This is a genomic window from Blastocatellia bacterium, assembly GCA_035573895.1.
Lineage (GTDB): Bacteria > Acidobacteriota > Blastocatellia > HR10 > HR10 > DATLZR01.
Genome location: DATLZR010000091.1, coordinates 17,149 through 38,681 on the forward strand (window position 1 = coordinate 17,149; position 21,533 = coordinate 38,681).

Annotated in this window: 20 protein-coding genes and 1 tRNA gene; 5 read left to right on the forward strand and 16 right to left on the reverse strand. The window is 60.2% G+C overall.

All coding sequences use genetic code 11. The annotated features are described in order from the left end of the window. Positions 1-87 precede the first annotated feature (87 nt). From VNM72_08965 to VNM72_09040, 16 genes are all read right to left on the reverse strand, one after another. On the reverse strand, positions 88-1,341 hold the full coding sequence (locus VNM72_08965) for a Gfo/Idh/MocA family oxidoreductase (GenBank protein ID HXF05534.1): 1,254 nt from the start codon (positions 1,339-1,341) through the stop codon (positions 88-90). Between the two features lie 299 nt (positions 1,342-1,640). Beyond that, positions 1,641-1,985 carry an SUF system Fe-S cluster assembly protein gene (locus VNM72_08970; protein ID HXF05535.1) on the reverse strand — a complete coding sequence of 115 codons (345 nt, stop codon included), beginning with the start codon at positions 1,983-1,985 and terminating at the stop codon, positions 1,641-1,643. Between the two features lie 5 nt (positions 1,986-1,990). Continuing rightward, entirely contained in the window at positions 1,991-2,443 is a 453-nt protein-coding gene (locus VNM72_08975) for an SUF system NifU family Fe-S cluster assembly protein (protein ID HXF05536.1), read from the reverse strand. After that, on the reverse strand, positions 2,440-3,711 hold the full coding sequence (locus VNM72_08980) for a cysteine desulfurase (protein ID HXF05537.1): 1,272 nt from the start codon (positions 3,709-3,711) through the stop codon (positions 2,440-2,442). The genes VNM72_08975 and VNM72_08980 overlap by 4 nt, the downstream gene beginning before the upstream one ends. After that, positions 3,711-5,060 (reverse strand): Fe-S cluster assembly protein SufD, encoded by a 1,350-nt coding sequence (sufD, locus tag VNM72_08985; protein HXF05538.1) that lies wholly within the window; start codon positions 5,058-5,060, stop codon positions 3,711-3,713. The genes VNM72_08980 and sufD overlap by 1 nt, the downstream gene beginning before the upstream one ends. 10 nt (positions 5,061-5,070) lie before the next feature. Then, on the reverse strand, positions 5,071-5,841 hold the full coding sequence (sufC, locus tag VNM72_08990; GenBank protein HXF05539.1) for a Fe-S cluster assembly ATPase SufC: 771 nt from the start codon (positions 5,839-5,841) through the stop codon (positions 5,071-5,073). An 85-nt stretch (positions 5,842-5,926) separates the two neighbouring features. Next, positions 5,927-7,378: a Fe-S cluster assembly protein SufB gene (sufB, locus tag VNM72_08995; GenBank protein HXF05540.1), complete on the reverse strand. Its 1,452-nt coding sequence runs from the start codon at positions 7,376-7,378 to the stop codon at positions 5,927-5,929. A 70-nt stretch (positions 7,379-7,448) separates the two neighbouring features. Beyond that, complete coding sequence (locus VNM72_09000) at positions 7,449-7,916, reverse strand: Rrf2 family transcriptional regulator (GenBank protein ID HXF05541.1); 468 nt, start codon at positions 7,914-7,916, stop codon at positions 7,449-7,451. Between the two features lie 327 nt (positions 7,917-8,243). Then, positions 8,244-8,320 (reverse strand) — tRNA-Arg (locus VNM72_09005). Between the two features lie 725 nt (positions 8,321-9,045). Further along, positions 9,046-10,020: a PIG-L family deacetylase gene (locus tag VNM72_09010; protein ID HXF05542.1), complete on the reverse strand. Its 975-nt coding sequence runs from the start codon at positions 10,018-10,020 to the stop codon at positions 9,046-9,048. A 180-nt stretch (positions 10,021-10,200) separates the two neighbouring features. Beyond that, entirely contained in the window at positions 10,201-10,896 is a 696-nt protein-coding gene (locus VNM72_09015) for a GNAT family N-acetyltransferase (protein ID HXF05543.1), read from the reverse strand. A 99-nt stretch (positions 10,897-10,995) separates the two neighbouring features. Continuing rightward, on the reverse strand, positions 10,996-12,222 hold the full coding sequence (fabF, locus tag VNM72_09020) for a beta-ketoacyl-ACP synthase II (GenBank protein HXF05544.1): 1,227 nt from the start codon (positions 12,220-12,222) through the stop codon (positions 10,996-10,998). A 43-nt stretch (positions 12,223-12,265) separates the two neighbouring features. Continuing rightward, entirely contained in the window at positions 12,266-12,661 is a 396-nt protein-coding gene (locus VNM72_09025) for a phosphopantetheine-binding protein (GenBank protein HXF05545.1), read from the reverse strand. Positions 12,662-12,873: 212 nt separating this feature from the next. Next, positions 12,874-13,458, reverse strand: a complete 585-nt coding sequence (locus VNM72_09030; GenBank protein HXF05546.1) for a hypothetical protein — start codon at positions 13,456-13,458, stop codon at positions 12,874-12,876. Positions 13,459-13,572: 114 nt separating this feature from the next. Further along, the gene (queG, locus tag VNM72_09035; GenBank protein HXF05547.1) at positions 13,573-14,781 is read right to left on the reverse strand and encodes a tRNA epoxyqueuosine(34) reductase QueG; all 1,209 of its coding nucleotides are present in this window, start codon (positions 14,779-14,781) and stop codon (positions 13,573-13,575) included. A 51-nt stretch (positions 14,782-14,832) separates the two neighbouring features. Then, positions 14,833-15,492 carry a metal-dependent transcriptional regulator gene (locus VNM72_09040; protein HXF05548.1) on the reverse strand — a complete coding sequence of 220 codons (660 nt, stop codon included), beginning with the start codon at positions 15,490-15,492 and terminating at the stop codon, positions 14,833-14,835. 494 nt (positions 15,493-15,986) lie between these two features. Here VNM72_09040 and gpmA point away from each other — a divergent pair, with 494 nt between their 5' ends. From gpmA to VNM72_09065, 5 genes are all read left to right on the forward strand, one after another. Next, on the forward strand, positions 15,987-16,745 hold the full coding sequence (gene gpmA, locus VNM72_09045) for a 2,3-diphosphoglycerate-dependent phosphoglycerate mutase (protein ID HXF05549.1): 759 nt from the start codon (positions 15,987-15,989) through the stop codon (positions 16,743-16,745). Between the two features lie 471 nt (positions 16,746-17,216). Further along, positions 17,217-18,299 carry a membrane dipeptidase gene (locus VNM72_09050; GenBank protein ID HXF05550.1) on the forward strand — a complete coding sequence of 361 codons (1,083 nt, stop codon included), beginning with the start codon at positions 17,217-17,219 and terminating at the stop codon, positions 18,297-18,299. Between the two features lie 108 nt (positions 18,300-18,407). Then, complete coding sequence (gene hisE, locus VNM72_09055; protein HXF05551.1) at positions 18,408-19,079, forward strand: phosphoribosyl-ATP diphosphatase; 672 nt, start codon at positions 18,408-18,410, stop codon at positions 19,077-19,079. Then, positions 19,076-20,566, forward strand: coding sequence for an anthranilate synthase component I (trpE, locus tag VNM72_09060; GenBank protein ID HXF05552.1), 1,491 nt, complete (start codon positions 19,076-19,078; stop codon positions 20,564-20,566). The genes hisE and trpE overlap by 4 nt, the downstream gene beginning before the upstream one ends. Positions 20,567-20,573: 7 nt before the next feature. Further along, positions 20,574-21,533, forward strand: a 960-nt coding sequence (locus VNM72_09065; protein ID HXF05553.1) for a peptidylprolyl isomerase, incomplete at its 3' end; no start/stop codon positions are given.

Consider the following 21,533-nt stretch of genomic DNA (forward strand, 5'->3'; position numbering starts at 1 on the left):
GCTGATAAGTGATCCGCGGGACCCCTTCATCCGCGGGCGGAGATTTTTCCCGTCATTCCGCGTGATTCGCGGGCTATTTCTGGATTCTCACCGGTGGGCTTTCCAGGTCCCTTGAGCAACCTGGGGAATGAATCGTTCCAGCCCCCTGGGCGGGAAGGGTAACGAGCGCCCTTGTTCGGCGGACATGTAGCATGTCATCAGAAGCTCCACCACATTCAACCCATCATACCAGGTTTCGTCAGGCATCTCGCCGGCCAGGAACTTCCGCACGATATGGCGGTTTTCTTCGGTGTAGCCGTAGGCCGCCGCTTCATCTTCGATGACGGGCATCCAGCCGATGTCGGCATTTTGCTTCTCCACCATGTCCTCTCCCGCCTCGCCTCTGACCTGCCGACTGAAAAAGACCATGAGCGGCGATTGAAGCGTATTGATGCTCATCGAGTACTCCGGTCCGAGCAGTTCCATCGTCAGGCGCAATCCCGGACCGACGAAACTCCATGAGGTCGTCGCCTCCACGATGAGCGGATTCTTGTTGGCATCCTGATAGAGAATCGTCGCGCGGGCGAAATCTTCGGCCGGAGATCGCCGATAATCCACCTGGCGACCCATCATCTCCTTGAGGCGCTTGACGTATTCCGGGCGCGTCCACTTGAGCGAGGCAATTTGCGCCGAGACCGAGACCGGTCGGAGCGAGTCGCGGGGAGCCCCCGGCTCGGTCAACAGGAATCGGGCGGCTTCCAGGCTGTGACACATCATATCGTTGAGGACGCCACCGCCTTGTTTCTTCCCCTGCCAGAACCAGGGGCGATGGGGCCCGCTGTGTTCTTCCGCCGCTCGCGCCAGGTACGGACGGCCGGTGAGCGCCGCGCCTCGACGCCAGAGGATCTCCTTTCCTCGCTGCACCGCCGGAGCGAAGACCTGATTCTCCAGATACCCGTGCAGCAGACCGGCCTGCTCGACAAGTGAGACTAATCGTCGTGCTTCGGCGACGTTTCGCGCAAGCGGTTTCTCGCACGCCAGTCCGATGAGCTGACCAGCCCCGGAGCGCACCACGTCCACGATCTCCTCGACCACCTCCAGTCGGGCATCATTCGGCCCGCAAATCCAGATGGCGTCAATCTCCGGAGCCACGACAAGATCTCTCAGCCGCCGGTATGGTCGAGCATCTCCGACGCCGAGGTCGCGGGCGAGGCGAGCGGCATCGCCGGCATGGGCCGGCGTCGGACTCCAGATGCCCCGAACATCCGCATCGCGCACGCCGAGCAAACTCCGGATGTGAAACCGCGTGACAAATCCGCTTCCCACAAAGCCGATGCCCAATCGTCTCTGCCGTTCTCCCATGATCCGTTCTCCCCTCTCTCAGAGGTGTCGCACACGCGCGCCGTATTCTAGCCGTTTTAAATTGTCCCCTTCAAGATGCCTTCCCGGGAGAAGCCCTGCGCGATCGGTCCGCCTTCCATCTTGCAAAAAACGCGGTGATATTCTCAGTCCGCGCGTGCGGGCGGAAAATATCGCTCCGACAGATGGCAAAGGGGACTCCCTTTCGACAACCGCGGGTGCCTTGGCGACGGCTTTCGAGGGCGTGAGGAGTGAGCGAGCTGGAGGCGTTCGCCTCCAGGCCGATTGATTTGCGCGTCGCTTTAGAAAATGCCCAGCGTGAGGCGGGCTTCTTCGCTCATGCGGTCGGGCGACCAGGGCGGATCCCACACGACCTCGACCGTGGCATCGGTGACGCCTTCGACGGCTTTCACCCGGTCTTGAACTTCAAGCGGAAGCGAGATCGCCGTCGGGCATCCCGGTGCCGTCAGCGTCATCTTGATCGAGACGACGCCCGAGGGGCTCACCTCGATGTCATAGATCAATCCCAGGTCGTAGATGTTGACGGGAATTTCCGGATCATAGATCGTGCGGATCGTCTCGATGACCCGCTGCCGCAACTCCTGCTCATTGACGGGGTGTTGCGTGGGAGGAGAAGGCGTTTCCATACGTCTCACTCCGTCGAGATTTCCTCCGTCTTATTTTCCAGAGCGGCTTTCAACGTGTGCCAGGGGAGGGAAGCGCACTTGACCCGGACGGGATATTTCTGCACTCCCGCGAAAATTTCCAGTTTCCCCAGGGGCGGGCCCGGTTCCGATGGCTGCAACTTCCCGGTGACGAGCCGATGGAACTTCTCAAACAGTGCTTCCACTTCGGCGCGCGTCTTCCCTTTGACGCTTTCGGTCATGAGCGACGCCGAGGCTTGAGAGACGGCGCACCCCTGACCCTGGAATCGAATATCGTGGATCATCTCCCCGTCAATCTCCAGGTAGACGACGATCTTGTCGCCGCACAGAGGATTATGACCCACGGCCTGACGATTGGCGTGTTCGAGCCGGCCAAAATTACGCGGTCGCTTGCTGTGATCCAGCAGGACCTCCTGGTAGAGATCGCGCAGATCGGTCATGCTCCAAAAACCTCTCTCACCTTCTCGAGCGCCCGAACGAGAGTATCCACCTCTTCCCTTGTGTTGTAAAGTGCCAGCGAGGCGCGCGCCGTGGCCGGAACGCCGAACCGCTCCATGAGCGGTTGAGCGCAGTGATGTCCCGCCCGAATGGCCACGCCCTCCTGATCGAGGATCGTGCCAATATCATGGGGATGAATTCCGTCGAGAACGAAGGAGAGGATACTGGCCTTCTGGCGAGCGGTCCCGATGATCCGAAGGCCGGGCACACTGGAGACCGCTTCCGTCGCATAGGCCAGCAGGTCATGCTCATAGCGAGCCACTGCGTCCAGGTCGAGGGAAGTCAAATAATCAATCGCCGCTCCCAGACCGATGGCTCCGGCGATGTGCGGCGTTCCCGCTTCAAATTTGTGGGGCACGCGATTGTAGGTCGTCTTCTCAAACGTGACCGAACTGATCATGTCCCCTCCGCCCTGGTAAGGGGGCATGGCTTCGAGTTTCTCCAGCTTACCGTACAAAACGCCGATGCCCGTCGGACCGTACATCTTGTGGCCGGAGAAGGTGTAAAAGTCGCAATCGAGCTGCTGCACGTCAACGCGCAGGTGCGGCACGGCTTGAGCCCCATCCACGAGCACCGGAATATTTCGCCGATGGGCGATCTGGACGATCTCCCGAATGGGATTGATTGTTCCCAGGGCATTGGAGATATGGGTCACCGCCACGAGCCGGGTCCTCTCGCTGAGCAACTTCTCATAGTCATCGAGCAAAAACTCGCCTTCATCCGAGATGGGGACGACCCTGAGGCGAGCGCCTTTCTCCTGACACAACATCTGCCAGGGGACGATATTGGAGTGGTGCTCCATCGTCGAGATGACGATCTCATCGCCGGCGCGGACCTGCTGGCGACCGTAGGTTTGTGCCACGAGATTGATGCCCTCGGTCGTCCCGCGAACGAAAATGATCTCGCGTTCGGAAGCGGCGTGAATAAACTGCTGGACCTTCCGGCGGGCTTGCTCGTAGGCTTCGGTGGCGCGCTCGCTCAGCGCATGCAGCCCCCGATGGATATTGGCGCAGTCCTCCTGATAGAAGCGCACGAGGGCGTCAATGACCGAACGAGGTTTTTGACTCGTCGCCGCATTGTCGAGATAGACGAGCGGCTTGCCGTGAACCTTCTGGTGAAGGCTCGGGAAATCCTCCCGGATCCGCCAGACATCGTAAGGACGCGATTCCACGGATGCGGCTGTGCCCGATTGAGAATTCCGAACAGCCATCACACACCCTCCTTCTTCTGTCGGCTGTCAGGCCCGGAGGTCACCAGACGCGCCTCTAGCGTCCGGCGAATGGGTTCGATAGGAATGCGACCGAGGATGTCGCTGGCAAAGGCGTAGGTCAAAATCTGCCGGGCGGCATCCTCCTCGATCCCCCGCGTGCGAAGATAAAAGAGCGCATCCGCATCGAGTTGTCCGATGGCCGACCCGTGCGTGCACTTCACATCATCGGCATAAATCTCAAGCTGAGGATTGCTGTTGACCAGCGCTTCCTCGGACAGGAGGAGGTTCTTGTTGGTCTGCCGGGCATCGGTCTTCTGCGCTCCGGGGCGAACGATGATGCGCCCGTTGAAAACGCCGGTGGCTTGATCGTCCAGAATGCCCTTGTATATCTCGCGGCTCGTGCTGTGGGGTTTGACGTGCTCGATGAGCGTGTGATAGTCCACATGCTGGCGACCGGTCGCCAGGTAGAATCCCTGAAGCGTGCACTCACTCCCCTCCCCATCCAGCACGACGGTGAGATCCGTGCGCGAGAGCGCCGCGCCGAGCGATACCTGAGAATCGGTGAAAGTGGCATCCCGCTCCTCACGAACCGCCAGGCTCGAGAGAAAGAATCCGGCGAGGCTCTCTCGCTGTATCTGATAGTGAGCGAGGCGGGCATTCGCCCCCAGAATGATTTCCGTAACAGCATTGGTGAAGGATACCGCTCCCGGCTCGCCGCAGTAGGTTTCGACGATCGTTGCCTGACTCTGCGCCTGGGCGACAATCAGGGTGCGCGGATGGGCAACCGACGGATGCTCGCGGGCCGTTGAAAGGAACAGCAGGTGAATCGGTTCATCCACGACCGCCCCCTTCGGCAGATAGACAAAGGCTCCATCCGCCAGGAAAGCGGTGTTCAAAGCGACGAAAGGATGGGTCTCATCCGTGGCGACGCGGGCAAGAAAAGGTTCTACCTGTTGCGGCGATGTCTCGAGGACGTCGGCTAACCCACAAACCACCACGCCCGGCGGAAGTCCGTCGAGCGAGGACAGCGCGGGCGAAAACCATCCGTTGACGAAGACCATCGTCGGACAGGGCCACTCTCCAAAGGGCTGCCGCAGCGATGCGGGAATTTGCTTCTCGTCAGCCGATGCCGGTTCGACCGGCACAAAGGGAACGGCCACAAGCGGCGCCAGATTGGTAAATCGCCACTCCTCCTGGCGCGTGGTGGGAAATCCGAGATCGGCAAATCGTGCGATCGCCGCTCGACGGAGAGATCGAAGCCATTCACCATCGCGCCGCCCCGCCTCGAACCGGGCGAACTGATTCAGATACGCCTCGCACTCGCGACTCACGGGAACTGTCACCGGCATACGCTCTCTCCTATTCTCTGAGCGAAGAGACGGCAGCCGCCTCTTCTTCCACCCAGCCGTAGCCTTTCTCCTCCAGCTCCAGCGCGAGGTCCCGGCCTCCAGACCTGACAATGCGACCGCCCGACAGCACGTGAACGACATCGGGCACGACATAGTTGAGCAGGCGCTGATAGTGCGTGATGACGATCATGGCCCGCTCCGGGTGACGCAGCGTATTGATCCCCCGGGCGACGATCTTCAAAGCATCAATGTCCAGACCCGAGTCGGTCTCATCGAGAATCGCCAGGCGCGGATCCAACACGGCCATCTGAAAGATCTCGTTCCGCTTCTTCTCGCCTCCGGAGAATCCCTCGTTGACCGAGCGGTGGAGGAAACTCTCCTCCATCTCCACGAGCTTGAGTTTTTCCCGCACCAGGGAGAGGAACTCCAGGGCATCGAGTTCGGGAAGACCCCGATGCTTCCGAATGGCGTTGACGGCCGCCTTGAGAAAATAGACATTGCTCACGCCGGGGATCTCAATCGGATATTGAAAGGCCAGAAAGAGACCTTCCCGCGCGCGCTCCTCCGGCGACATCGCCAGAAGGTCTTTCCCCCGATAGAGAACCTCGCCCCGGGTGACGAGATAGGTTTCTCGCCCGGCCAGGACATGAGCCAGTGTGCTTTTGCCCGAGCCGTTGGGTCCCATGATGGCATGAACTTCTCCCGCGCGGACGATCAAATCAATGCCGCGCAGAATCTCCTTCCCCTCCACGCTCACATGAAGGTTCCGGATTTCCAGCATCACCTCTGTCACGTTCCTTCCTCCTCTTGATCAAAACATCTCGCGCCGACTCTTCCGTGAGGACGGCGGGCATCCCTTCGCCGTCTCATCCGACGCTTCCTTCCAGACTCACGGCCAGCAGCTTCTGGGCTTCGACGGCAAACTCCATCGGCAGCTCGCGCAAGACCTGACGGCAGAATCCGTTGACGATCATCGAGACGGCATCCTCCGTCGTCAGGCCCCGTTGCCGACAGTAGAAAAGTTGATCCTCGCCGATCTTCGACGTCGAGGCCTCGTGCTCAATCTGCGCCGTGCTGTTATGAACTTCCAGATAGGGGAACGTATGCGCCCCGCACTTATCGCCGAGCAGCAACGAATCGCACTGAGAGTAATTGCGGGCGTTGGTCGCCCCTTTCATGATCTTGACCATGCCCCGATACGTGTTCTGCCCGTGACCGGCTGAAATGCCCTTGGAGATGATCGTGCTGCGCGTGTTCTTGCCGATGTGAATCATCTTCGTTCCCGTATCGGCCTGCTGATAGTTGTTAGTGATGGCCACGGAGTAGAACTCGCCCACGGAGTAATCGCCAAGCAGGATGCAGCTCGGATATTTCCAGGTGATGGCCGATCCGGCTTCCACCTGCGTCCAGGAGATCTTGGAGTGAACGCCCTGGCACTTCCCCCGCTTGGTGACGAAATTGTAGATGCCGCCCCGCCCCTCCTTATCTCCCGGATACCAGTTCTGAATCGTCGAGTACTTGATCTCGGCATGGTCCAGAGCGATGAGTTCGACGACGGCCGCGTGCAGTTGATTCTCATCGCGCATCGGCGCCGTACAGCCCTCAAGATAGCTCACATACGATCCCTCATCAGCGATGATGAGCGTGCGCTCGAACTGACCTGTCTCCGAGGCATTGATGCGGAAATAGGTCGAGAGTTCCATCGGACAGCGCACTCCCTTGGGCACGTAAACGAACGAGCCATCGCTGAAAACAGCCGAATTGAGCGCCGCGAAGAAATTATCCGTGTAGGGGACCACCGACCCCAAATACTGCTGAACCAGCTCCGGGTGCTCCTGCACCGCTTCGGAAAAAGAGCAGAAAATGATTCCTAACGCCGCCAGCTTCTCGCGGAAGGTCGTCGCCACCGACACGCTGTCAAAAACGGCATCCACCGCAACACCGGCCAGTCGCTCTTGCTCATGAAGGGGAATTCCCAGCTTCTCATAGGTGGCGCGAATCTCAGGATCAATCTCGTCTAAACTGCGAGGCCGTCGCTTGGGCGCGGCATAATACCGAATCGCTTGATAGTCAATCGGTGGATAAGTGACTTTAGCCCATCGAGGCTCCCCCTTCGTCTCCAGTAACTGCTTCCAGTAGCGATAGGCCTTCAACCGCCACTCCAGCAACCACTGAGGCTCATTCTTCTTGGCCGAAATCATACGGATAATGTCTTCATTGAGCCCCGGGGGGAAGACCTCTTGCTCAACGGGTGTGACAAATCCGTACCGGTACTCCCTATTGACAAGTTCCGTGATGACGTCCGGTGATGTTGCCATATCTCCCTTCCCTGATCTCCGCTAAACCTGACAAAGAAGTCATATTTGAAACCAAAAAAACGACCCTCGCTCAGACGGACATGAACTGAGCCCGTCCTTTCTTCATGAGACTCATCTCTACCTCCTGCTCATCCCGAAGCAGATGGGAAAGAGGAATCTGATCGAGCAAGCTCTGGATATAAAACGCCACCCGCCACAGCGGGCGCAAACCACAATTATTGACATGCACGCAACAGTCGAGATTACCGGTGTATTGATTGCAGATGTCGGTGTCGGAGGTCAGCCCTCCAAGGGCGCGCAGGACTTCGCCAAGCGAAATCGTCTCGGCGGGCCGGCTCAAACAGTATCCACCGTTGATCCCTCGAACGCTGCGCGTGATCCCCGCTCGACTGAGCATGTGCAGGAGCTTTTCGACATACGCGACCGACAGCGCTTCGCGCCGGGCAATTTCCTTCACCGACAGTGGAGTTCCTTCAGGCTGCAAGGCCAGTTGCAGCAAGCAGCGCAGGCCATATTCTTCTTGCGCGGTGATTCTCACAACGGCCAGTTTAGCAATACCTGACTCTTTTGTCAACTTTTGAGGATGACAACTCCACCGGCATGCTCGTGACAATCAGATAAGCTCCCCCCGTGAGGAAAACCTGCGACTCAGGTGAACAAGCGTCGCATTTCCGGCGCGATACGTGCCCCAAGAGGTCGCTGGTGGCAACAAGGTGAAAAACAACAGGCGTTGCACTTCCGACCCCCTTGGAGGCATCCATTACACGAGGTCGGGAGGGATGGGAGATGGTTCACGGTGCAGGCAGGGGAAGTGCCTGACCATTATGTTTTAGCCCGCGCGACCGGATCGAAAATAAGAGAATCCTGGCGCGCCCGAGAGGACTCGAACCTCCAACCCTTGGATCCGAAGTCCAATGCTCTGTCCTGTTGAGCTACGGGCGCGCACAACTCGCCACAGGTCAGAAACAATAACACCTTTCCCTTTTCTTTGTCCAGCAGCACCACAAGAAGTATCCGTTTGTCGTCCTCTACCTGTCGCCATGTCCTTGTAGAAATCTGGTTCCGAATGAACACGGATACGCGGAGAGTCACTTGGTCTGCCTGCCCTGCATGCGGCGCAGGCCCGGTCAGCCGCAGAACGAGACCCTGCCTTAGGTAATTTTTCGGAGAGGGTTTCTGAATAACGGCCCTGTTCGTGGGAATCTATCTACCGCCACAGTGTCACCGGTCTGGCTTCCCTCCTAGGGAGGTGTTTGCCGACGCCGGCGCAAAGACCAGGCATCAAACGTGTGGGTCCTAAGGCGGATTGATGAGCCCCGTAGTGAGGATGTACCCCGACGGGCAACGTTCCAAAACAATGGGCCGCGCAAGCGGCCCCGGCGAAGGTCGCCAGACCTGAAACGTCTGGAAAACGCGAGGGAATCAATCCACCGCGCGTTGAAGACGCGCGAGCAGGCCTGCAAGATGCGGGCGCTCCCAGGGGATTTTCGGAGAACTCGGTCATGTCGCTCATGTGACCCCCCGATGAAAGAGGCCATAGATTATACCAATTGCCTTTTGAGACACCCTCATGAGTTGCGGATAACTGGACGGGATCGGAACCTGTGAATCTGAAATCCGCCTGTTCACAACCCGCAGTTGGTACACTCGGGAGAGATGTTGCCCGACTATCCCGTAACACGCCAGACTCGCTCCACGACGCCCGAGTGGCCGAGGCTGCGACAATACTCCTCGTGGAGCATCCGAAACGTCTCCAGGTCGCCCAGCACGTTTGTGATCTGCGAGCCGTAGGCAGCGACGGCGGCGAGTTTGGCCGGAAAGACCGCGCTGATGTCGCACACTTCGGCCGAGAGGACCAATCGCCGTCGAGGGAGCCGGTAAGCATCGAGGAGAAACCGGGAGAAAACGAAAGCAAAAGCGAGCCCGCGCAGAAGCGGCGTTCCCAGGTAAGCTCTCACCGAGGGCACACGCATCATGCAGGCGTGAGCCTCTCGTGTCCTGGCCCAGAGCGATTTCTGATTCTCCCGTTCATCAGATCGCGCGCCCATGGCTTTCAGCCGATACTGGACGAGATGAGGGATGAAGGCGTAAGGAGCATCCTCGTAGAAGAAAATCTCCCAGGGCCTTGCCGGCCGGTGGGACAGGTGCATGCCCGCATCGCAGAGCACGCGATGGTCTATGTGATTGCCCACGCCCAGAGGGAAATAGAGGCGGCGCGCCCGAATCTGTCGCGCGATCTCTTCTACCTGGTCGGCCAGAAGCTGAGCCAGCAGGCGATCGCTCGCCCGATAGCGCCAGAAGGTCCCTGCGACCGTGTGATAGGTGCGATGGCGATAGATCGCCTCGGCGTGCTCCATCCAGAAGAAATCAGCTCCCAACTGCTTCATCGCCCGGCGATCCTCATCACGACGAACGGCCATGTCGCCGATCCGCGCGCGAACTTCCGCCGGGATGCTCGCGGCCCCGTCCGGCTCACCGGTGAAAACGGTGATGACGAGGCAGGACTGTCGGTTCGCCACCGTTTGAAGAATTCGTCCTCCGCAAGAGAAGACCACATCGTCTAGATGCGGCGAGATATAGACCTCATCGTATTGCCGCTCGTGGAGAGGGTTCATCGAGAGAGACGTTCTTGCCTTTCGCATGGTTGGACGATTGGCTCAGGGCAGGCGCGGGCTCTTGCCCTGAACCGGTGGAAGGAGAGTAAGCCTTTTCGTGTGGGACGGGGTGTTGGCTCCAGAGCCTGCGCTCCACTCCGTCACTTTTCTGGCCGCTGGTCGCCTTCCTTTTCCTTTCTGGAGAGAAGGTCGCATCTGTCAGAGACGTTACAGGTCAATGACGACCATTTTGGCGTACCATCGTTTGTCGGTGAACATCTCCCAGAGCGAGAACCGCCGCACAGCCGTCACCCGTGCGCCGTAGACGCGGCGGTAGAAGAGGCTCAAATTCTCATCGTCTTCGGGTTCGGCGATGGCGCCTTGAATCCCGCGAACGCCCGCCTGGCGCAGATGCGTGATGACGGCATCGGCCAGCCTCATGCCGAGCTTGAAGGCGACGAGTTTCATCTCGCTCACCGCCGGGTCGAGATTGGCATGGAGATGCGCCGGATATGCCGCGAGCGATTCCCTCGGCAGCTCGCGCCAGGATCGCGTGAGTACCCACCAGAGCGTCCGGTAGGTTGACCGACGCCGATACTGAAGCGTGAGAATCTTCCAGAGAATGCGCCCGATCAGCCGGGGCACGACGCGCCATGCCATCACCCGCAGATAGCGTCGGGTATCCTTACAGGCGAGCGCATAGCCGACCACCTGACCATCTACTTCCGCGACGAAGCACGACTCCGGTTCATAATCGAGATAGTAGTCGGCGAAGAGGCGGCTGACGATCTCTTCGTCTTCAAAAAAGAGCCGGGTGGGAAGTCCCCGAAGGGCCGTCTGTTGACAGATCTGTCGGATGCGCGGGCGATCATCGGGACGCGCCCGGCGCACCTGAACATGAGTGAAGTCAAATCGCTCGGACATCGGCAAAAATCCCCACGGCGGCGCGGAAGGGATCGCTCGCACGATCCGGGACTCACGCGCGCGATCGGGGGCCGTGGGATTCTCTCGGACGCATCGGCGCTACACCTTTCGAGCGAGCAAAACGGCATTGATTCCGCCGAATCCGAAGGAGTTGGACATCACCGTGCGAAGCTCCTGCTCGCGGGCGTAATTGGGCACATAATCGAGATCGCAGTCCGGATCCGGGCCCGTGTAATGCGCCGTCGGAGGGATGAGGTTATGCCTGAGGGCGAGCAACGCGGCCACGAATTCGATGGCTCCGGCGGCTCCCAGCGTATGCCCGTGCAGGGCCTTGGTCGAACTGATGGCCAGGCGTCGCGCATGCGCACCGAAGACCTGTTTGATGGCCTGCGTCTCGACCCGATCGTTCTGCCGCGTTCCCGTGCCGTGAGCGTTGATGTAGTCCACCTCTTCCGGATTCATCCGGGCCTCGTCCAGGGCCATCGCCATAGCGCGAGCCGGGCCGTCAACCGAGGGATCAGTGATATGTGCGGCATCGCTGCTCGTGCCAAAACCGACGACCTCTCCATAGATGGATGCCCCCCGCGCTTTCGCCCGCTCATACTCTTCCAGCAGGATGACCGCTGCTCCCTCGCCGAGAACCAGTCCCTCACGATCCACGCTGAAGGGGCGGCAGGCGCGTGCCGGATCCGGCTGACCCGAGGCGAGAATGCGCAGCCCTTCCCAGGCGCGCATCACCGTCAGAGTGATCGGCGCGTCGGAACCTCCGGCCAGCATCCAGTCGGCCTGCCCGTACTTGATCAGATGGTAGGCGTGACCGATGGCGTGCGTTCCCGAGGCGCAAGCCGTCGTCACCGCCAGAATCGGTCCCCGCGCGCGATACCTCATCGAGATCTGGCTGGCTGCCGCGTTGTACATGGCCTTGGGCATGACGAGCGGATGCACCCGGGGGTTCTGTTTCCCGTAGAAATTTTCGTAGGCGCTCTCCATCGTGCTCATCCCACCCAATCCCGTTCCCAGCGAAACGCCGAACCGCACTTCGTCGGCTTCCCCGGGAGTAAAATGGGCATCCGCCAGCGCCTGAGCTGCCGCCACCAGAGCGAATTGACTGAACCGATCCAGCAGATCGAGCTGTTTCCCCGTAAAGTGATGGGTGGGATCGAACCCTTTCACTTCAGCCGCGACTTTCACCGTCAGCCGATCACAGGGAACAGAAGAGATCTCCCCTACGCCGGATCGAGCGTGAACGAGGCTGTGGAAGAACTGCTCGGGATCATTCCCCACAGCGGAAATCACTCCAACACCGGTCACAACGACGCGTCTCATGGGTGATCCTTCGACGCTCCGGGATCGAGCCGTCATCATCTCGTCAGGCGTTGGCCACGCCCACGACCTCCCCCAGACGATCAATGACATCCTGCACCGATCGCATCGAGGCCGCGACATTTTCCGGGATCGAGATCTGAAACTCCTCCTCCAGTTCGAACACGATCTGCAATCCCGTCAGCGAATCAACACCCAGCTCCTCGAAGGTCGAACTCGGCGTGATCTCCGAGGGCGCGACGTGGCACGCCCGGGCAATGGCATGGATAACTCGCTGTTCCAGCGTCATTCGCTTTCTGTCTCCACCGAGGACATGATGATGAAGCCCTTTAATATCCCAAGTCAGCCGCGAAGTCAACCGGGAACTGTGCCCGGCTTCGCGTGACGACATCGCGGCAGGAGCGAGACGTTCCGCCACCGGCGTAAAAATCCTCGAAACCATGACAGGCCCATCTCCCGCAGGAGCGACATATCCGTAGCCCGCCGTCGCCGTGTACGAGCCCCGTCAGGGATGACCTGTTTGATCGTCGGGTGGGACGTATCACTTCTCCGAAAATCTCCCACGGGTGAAAGGTTCTCGCGGATCACGCTTTTCATCGGTGGGCGATCCTCAGCACTCCTGCGCCTGTGGGGCGGACGGCAATCCCTCCTGAGCTAAGCCGATCGGGTTCGCCCGAGCACGGCGCAGGCCAGAAGCGCACCGAGAACCATCCCCAGGAAATTCCATTGCAGATCATTGGGTGCATCAAAGGGTCCCCAGATCCGCCGATTGCCGAAATAACGGGCATCCCACAGCTCGATGATCTCGTAGATGGCACTCGCGCTCAGACAGAGCGAGACCGCCACCAGAGCGACAAGCGAAAGCGGCAGCCGCGAACAATACCGCCTGGCCAGTTCGCCGAGGAACCAGACAAAGATTGGAATCGAAAGCGCCGATACGGCCATGTGAGAAAACTCGTCATATTGCAGCGGTCCGAACGGCTGACCGTACATGGCAAAATAGTTCCCCAGAAGGTCAACCTGAGCAGCGGCGAACAATAAGACGAGGAACACGACAGGAACTCGCATGCGCTGAAAAGATCGCAGGTATCCGTATCCCGTTCCCAGCAGCGCCACCCCCAGGAGGCTCCCCCAGAACTCCCCGAGATAGGGCAGGCGGAGAAGATAGGCCGCCGTCCCCAGGATCAGGATCACCCGCACCAACCACTCTCGCCTTCTTGTGGATGATGGCTCGTTCATCATGGCCCTCCGGCAAAATCCCCGTGGCGGGACGTGGATTTGACGGAGATCAAAGCCCATCCACGCCCTCCACGTGGATGAATGTTTCAGGCGCTCAATGGCCGGCAGTGCATGTCACACAGGAAGGCTTCGGCCGTTCGCCGACGCGAGCGAGTCTCCGGCGTCCGCGGGCGTCGGCGCGGCGCCTTCCAGGGCGTGCACGGCTTCCTCTCGAACCAGCGGAGACGGATCGCGCCACGCGCGCTCGATCCCCGATCGCGCTGAGGGGCCTCCGAGCACGCTCACGGCCCAGACGGCGTGCGCCCGGATGATCTCGTCGGGATCGGATTCCATCAACCGGGAGAGCATCGGGAGAGCGTCATCATAGCCCGTGTTGGCGGCAACGATGGTCGCATTGCGCACGAGTCCCCGACGTCGCGCCCGCCGCAGGGCTGTGTGACGAAACCGCCGGCGAAATTGCTCGTCGGTATCAATCGTCAGGACATCTTTCAGAGCGAGCGTCTTGCCCACTCCCGATTCGGGGTGAAACTCGCGCCAGGATGTCAGCGGGATCTGACGATTGTGCGGACACACCTGCTGGCAGACATCGCACCCGAACAGCCAATCGCCCATAAGCGGTCGCAGCTCACGGGGAACCATCCCTCGGTTTTCAATCGTGTGGTAGGAGATGCAGCGGCGGGCATCAACAACGTGGGGGCGAAGGATGGCTCCGGTCGGACATTCGGTCAGACAGTCGCGAGTGCTGAAGCAGATGCGCCGGTCAGGTTCATCGGGCTCCAGCGGGACATCGAGGAGAATTTCGCAGAGGAAAATCCACGAGCCCCATTCGTCAGTGATGAGGCAACTGTTCCATCCGATCCGTCCGATTCCCGCCCGTGCGGCCACCGCCCGTTCGAGCAGCGGTACGGCATCGGTGAAGCATCGAGCCCGCACCGGTCGCCCGACGAACTGCTGAATCTGGCCGACGAGCTGCCACAGTCGGGGGGGAATCACCTCGTGATAATCTCGGCCCCAGGCATATCGGGCGATCCGTCCGTGTCCCGGGGGGATGGTCTCGAAATCGCCGCTGTAGTAGCTCACGGCGAGCGAGATGATCGTCCCTGCCTCCGGCAGCAACCGTTCGGGATGAGCACGAAGCGACCGGCTCTCGACCATATAACCGAGAGCGGCCGCATGTTGAGCATCGAGCCACTCGTGATAACGGCGTTCTTCCTCGACAAGCGGTGTCACGCGAGCGATCCCCACACGGTGAAAGCCCAGAGCGCGAGCCCACTCCTTCACCCTCTCGCTGAGCGACCGATGCTGGTCAGAGTTGCTCATCATCTGGAGCCATGCTCTTGCCGATGATCTCGGCGCCGGGCGCGGTGCCGGCATCTATTCTTCTGTTGTTCGCCAGACGTGAATCTCACGGGCGATCTCCTCTTCCAGAGCGATCTCAGTCTCCTCGCACTGAATCACATAACTCGGCCATTTTTGCAGGAGTTTGATCGGCGCCCCGGGCGTCACACCCAGTGCCGCCAGGCGAAGCAATCGGGGATGAGCCCGCGTGCTGATATAGGCGATGCGTCCCTGCTCGCCGATATTCAAGCGGGTACAGGGAACGACGATCGCGCTGACCTGCTCGCGTGCCTGACGACAGCACGCACCTTCGGGAATCGTCCGCCCATGAGGACACTGGCGGGGATGCCCCAGCAACGTACAGATGGCGTTGGTGACCCCTTCGGCGATGAGGTGCTCGAACTCGCAGGCGGCATCCTCCGATTCCTCCACCGTCACACCCAGTACATCGCAGAGCAATCGCTCGGCGAGCCGATGGCGACGAATGATCCGCGCCGCCTCCGTCCGTCCCTGCGGCGTCAGTCTCACCTGATCCTCACCTTCGAGAACAATGAGCCCGTCGGCCACCATCTGCCGGAGGAGCTGCTCGGTGACCTCGGTATGAGCGATCCGTTGCACCTCGACGAGCGAAGCCGCACCGTGCTCCTCCAGCGTCCACAACGCCTCCAAGATCTCAGCCGCCTGTTGCTGGAGCATCGCCGTCCCCGGATTCGACGGAGAGAAAACAAACCATCAGGGGGAAGACAGAAGAAGCCCCGTCCCGATCGGGCGTGAGCATGAACTCAACCGCCGGACCGCAGACGGAAGCCCCTGTCCCCTCCGACCCTGTTGCATCGTATTCGCCCGCTCATGCCGAAATCTGCTGCATTCGAGATCGGGGATTGTCCCATTTTTTCTCCTTCATGGCAAACGGAGGAATCTCCGCCGCCGATTCAGACGTCATCGCACAGCCGCCCGCCAAAGGCTCAGAATCTTCGGGTGCACGGACGTCGCACCGGGGCGGGACGCCGATTCTCCGCCCACCTCCCCGCCGGCTCACAGCGGATGCGAAAAACGGACGTGATTTCGGATTCCCGCTCGCACGGTGAGACGCTCGTCCTCATCGTAACTGCTTGCCCTGCAAAAACGCCTCCTCCTATAATGGCGGAGATGGCGAATCATCATACCACGAAGCAAGACGAGAAGTCGCTATGATCAAACTCGTCCTCCTCAGGCATGGCGAAAGCCTCTGGAATAAAGAGAACCGGTTCACCGGCTGGACCGATGTGGATCTGTCCGAACGAGGGATCGAAGAGGCCCGGGCCGCCGGGCGAGTTCTCAAGCAAGAAGGGTACGTCTTCGATATAGCTTTCAGCTCGGTTCTGAAGCGAGCGATCCGGACGCTCTGGCTGGTTCAAGACGAGATGGACCTGATGTGGATTCCCGTGCAGCTCTCCTGGCGGTTGAACGAACGCCACTACGGAGCCCTGCAGGGACTCAACAAGGCGGAGATGGCGGCTCGATTTGGCGAACAGCAGGTGCTTCTGTGGCGACGGAGTTACGATGTCGCTCCTCCGCCGCTGGAGAAGACCGATCCGCGCTATCCCGGTCATGATCCGCGCTATCGGGATCTGGACGAGAAGGACTTGCCGCTCACCGAATCGCTCAAAGACACGGTGGCCCGCTTCCTCCCCTACTGGCATGACGTGATCGCTCCCACTTTGAGATCGGGCAAGCGCGTCCTTATCGTCGCTCATGGAAACAGTCTTCGGGCGCTCGTCAAATATCTCGACGGCATCTCCGATGCCGAGATCGTGCACCTGAACATTCCCACGGGCATTCCTCTGGTCTATGAATTGACCGAGGATCTCGCTCCGATCCGCCATTACTATTTGGGCGATCCGGAAGCCGTCAAACGCGCTATGCAGATGGTCGCCGATCAGGCAAAAGTGCGACCGGGCGGGTCCTGAACCGGACAATATCGGGAGAACGCAACCGCGAGCAAACGCAAACCGGTCAGGGTGCTCGGATTCGTCGGATCTCTTCGAGGCGATTCGGGGGGAAGAGTTCTTCGCGAGGCGGGGGCTTCCGCCCCCGAAACGATGAATAAGGGGCGCCAGTTTTCGCGTCCGCGACAACGCCCTGCCTGTGCCGTCGGCAGGGCAGAGAGGCGAAGACGAAAGTGACTTGTTCTGAGCAGCCGTTTGTGCGATTGCGCGCCACGAAGGGCCCAAGCCCGGGGAGCGCACGCTTCGAGCGTGCTTCTTCCGGGAAGCCACAGCAGGTCGGAAGCCTGCGCTCCCGGGGATTTTCGCAGGAATCGCTCATGTGCTCACGCACGCCACGAAAAATGTGCTGGCCAGCGGATGAAAAGGGCCAACTGGTGAGTGATCCGTTGGAACCGTTCATCCGCCGGGAGATCATTCAAGGGAGGGATACCGATGAGAGCGACTCGTCGCGAGTTTCTCCAGCTTATGTCGGTCGGGACAGCCGGAGTCGTTTTGTCCGATGATCTGCCGTCGTCCTGGCAAACGGAGGCGGAAATTGATGCGCTCTATGATCGGGCGCTTGTGGTGGATTCGCTTTCCATTGAGACCTGGGATGAGGCGGGATTTGCCGCTTGGAGGCGATCCGGCTATACGGCCATCCATACCAGTCTGGCCAATCGAAATTTCGCCGTCGGGATGCGCGATCTGGAAGCCTGGCACAAGCGATTCGCCGAGCATCCCGATAAGCTCATCCACTGCACGAAGGCGGCGGACATCCTTCGCGCCAAACGGGAGGGGAAGCTGGCCGTCATTCTGGGATTTCAGAATGCGACGGTGATCGAGGACGACCTCTCGAATCTCGATAAACTCTATGCCGCCGGGACGCGCTGCATCCAGCTCACGTACAACTCGCGGAATCTTCTCGGCGATGGGTGCACCGAGCGCACCAATGCGGGCCTCTCGGATTTCGGGATCGCCTGTGTCGAACGGATGAACGAATTGGGGATCATCGTTGATCTCTCTCACTGTGGGGAGCAGACGTCGGCCGATGGCATTGCCTTTTCCCGTCGTCCGCCAGCCTTCACGCATACGATGTGCAAGGCCCTGTACTTTCATCCCCGAGCCAAACCCGATGAGTTGCTGCGGGCCATGTCCAACCGGGGTGGGATGACGGGCATAGCCGCGCTGGGCTATTTCGTCAGCCCTCGCGCCGATGCCACGCTGGAGGATTACCTCAAGCACATTGATCACGCCGTCAAAGTCTGCGGGATTGATCACGTGGGGTTGTGCACGGATTTCCCCATCCGGGGCATCGAGGCGTCGGCCATGCGCGAGAGCTGGTATCTTCCCCGACTGCGAATGTTCAAGCCGTCGTACAACGTGCGCTGGCCGCCCTGGATCCCCGAACTCGACAAGCCGGAGCGATTCCGCATCGTCGCGCACGCGCTGGCCAAGCGCGGCTACAAGACGGGCGAGATCGAAAAACTTCTCGGCGGTAACTGGGTTCGCTATTTCCGCGATGTCTTCGGCGGCTGAGGTGGAGCGGATCAAGGGTGGTTTTCGCCTTCATTGACAGTCCGGCGGATCCTGACGTAAATTTCCTTTTTCCAGAGAGATTATCGCCAGAGGCATCACCGAGGTCGCATGAACATCCAGGCCTTACACTTTGATGAGCGCGGCTTGATTCCCGCCATCATCCAGGAGAGTGAGACCGGGCGGATTCTCCTCTTCGGCTACATGAACACGCGGGCGTTGGAACTGACCTTACAGACGGGGCGCATTCATCTGTGGGATGTCGCCGCTCGCTGCGTCCGGCCCCAATCCGATGATCGCCCGCAGAAGGTGGCCGACGTGTTCATCGAGTGTGAGGGAGATGCTCTGATCGTGAAGGTGAGCGCCCTCCCGTCGGCGTCCGGGGTCTCTCCCCCACGGCACTCGCTCCGGTCGGAACGGCAGCCGACGGAGCAGGCGGTCTCGCTCATCGGCATGGAATCACTGGAACTCGGCATCTTGCTGGGGGAAATTTTCCGCATGATCCAGGAGCGCAAGCGCGAGCGACCGGAGAACTCGTACACGGCGCGGCTTCTCGATAGCGGGCTGGACACCATCCTGAAGAAGCTCGGCGAACAAACGATCGAAACGATCATCGCCGCCAAGAGCGGATCGCCCCGCGAGCTGAGCGCCAAAGTATCGGCGCTTCTCTACCACCTTCTCGTTTTGCTCGCCGAGCGCGAGCTTGATCCGAGGGAGATTCTCCTGGAGTTGAAAATGTGGGGGACTCCCACCGCTGACATGAAGTCGGTTCACGTCCAATGAACCTCAATACCATCACACCGACGTTCAAGGAACTGTGCGAGCTGGCCGGGCGCGGCAATGTCATCCCGGTGACGAAGGTCATCGCCGCTGATTTGCTGACGCCGGTTTCGGCTTTTCTCAAGATCCGAAGCGAAGCGACCTATCCCTTTCTTCTCGAATCGGTGGAGGGAGGAGAGAAGATCGCCCGCCATTCGTTTCTCGGCTGGACGCCTCACACGATCATTCGCTCGCGGCAGGAGAGTTCGATCATCGAGGCTCCCGGAGAACGCATCGAGCGGCGCGAACCGTTGCTGGACCTTCTCCGGGAGCTGACGGCGTCCTATCGTCCGGTGATGCGACCCGGATTGCCTCCGTTCACCGCCGGGGCGGTCGGGTACCTCGGCTACGATGGCGTCCGGTGGTTCGAGCGCGTGCCGATGCGCGCTCGGGACGATCTCCATCTGGACATCGCCCAGATGATGTTCCACTCTCACCTGCTGGCCTTCGATCACGCCAAGCACCAGATTCACATCATCGCCAATGTCTTCACCGGCGGGCGGGAACATCGGCTGAAGGAGAAGTACGAACACGCCATCGCCGAGATCGAAAGAGTTGAAGAGTGGCTCCGTCGTCCGCTGGAGGTGCCGCCGATCCCTCCGAATCCACGCCCGCTCTCTCTGCACTCCACCATGACGCAGGGAGAATTTGAGGAGAAAGTTCGCCGCATCAAAGACTACATCGCGCGGGGCGATGCCTATCAGGTGGTCCTCTCTCAGCGGTTCGATGTGGAGATCGGCGGGATTGATCCCTTCCAGATCTATCGCGCCCTGCGGATGATCAATCCCTCCCCTTATATGTATTGCATCAAATGCGACTTCGGCTGGATCATCGGGGCCTCGCCCGAAATGCTCGTGCGGTTGAAAGGGCGAGAGATCACCTATCGCCCGATTGCCGGAACCCGTCCGCGCGGTCAGACCGAGGAAGAAGACCGTCAGCTCGAACAAGAGATGCTGGCCGACGAAAAAGAACGAGCCGAGCACGTCATGCTCGTTGATCTCGGACGCAACGATGTCGGGCGCGTCGCCGAGTACGGATCGGTGCAGGTGACCGATCTGATGTCGGTCGAACGCTATTCCCATGTCATGCACATCGTCTCTACCATTCGCGGACGACTGCGGGAGGATCGGGACCGATTCGATCTGCTGGCGGCCTGCTTCCCGGCGGGAACGCTCACCGGCGCTCCCAAGATTCGCGCCATGGAGATCATTGACGAGCTGGAGCCCACGCGTCGGGGCATTTACGGGGGAGCCGTCATGTATATTGATTATTCGGGCAATCTCGATTCCTGCATTGCCATCCGAACGGCGGTGATCACAAACGGGCGGGCTTCGATTCAGGCTGGCGCGGGCATTGTCGCCGACTCCATCCCGGAAAAGGAATATCACGAGACGGTGAATAAAGCTCGCTCGATCCTTCGCGCCATCGAGATGGCAATGACTGATCTGTGAGGGAGCTATGCCAAGGACCTTGCGACTCAGTCTCCGATGCATTCGCCATCCCGATCATGTGGGGCCCGGTGATTTCTCGCGGCTATTGCGGGCGACGCGCACCGGTATCGTTGGCCTGGGCCTGGCGCTGGCGCTGGCGAGTCCGGCTCTGGGTCAGGCCCAGCGGGCGACGGGCGAGGCCCCTCCCCCACCCACGACGTTTAACGTTGAGGAGCTGAAGGACCTGCAAGCGGTGATCGAAACCGACCTGGGAACGATTGTCATCGAGTTCTTCGCTCAGGCAGCGCCCCGTCATGTCGCCTATTTCGTCAGCCTCGCCCGCCAGGGATTTTACAACGGGACGACCTTCCATCGGATTCTCCCCAAGAGTTTGATTCAGGGCGGCGATCCGCTCAGCCGCAACCCGCGCACTCCCCGTGAGGCCCTCGGTCGAGGCGGACTCGATAAGCTCCCGCCGGAATTCAACGATCATCCCTTCACGCGAGGCGTCGTCGGCGCCGTCCTCCGACCGAATCAGCCCAACAGCGCCGGCACTCAGTTCTTCATCTGCGTCACCGATCAAGGACAACTGGATCGGCGATTCACTGCTTTTGGTCGGGTCGTCGAGGGAATGGATGTGGTGGAGAAAATCTCCGAAACGCCCACCGATGCCGAGGGACTGGCTCAGAAGCGCATCGTGATGAAGACGGTGACGATTCGTCCCTCGCCTCTCGCGCAGGTGGACGAGCTGAAGAAATATCGCGTCGTGCTGGAGAGCGAACTGGGAGCCATCACGCTCGAATTTCTTCCCGAGATCGCTCCTCGACACGTGCGCCATTTCATCAGCCTGGCCGGAAGCGGCTTTTATGACGGGACGACATTCCATCGCATCTATCCCGGCTACATGCTCATGGGAGGCGATCCGCTCACCCGCAGCGACGACCGCAGCCTCTGGGGGCGAGGGTGGTCCGGCGACTTCCTTCCCGCC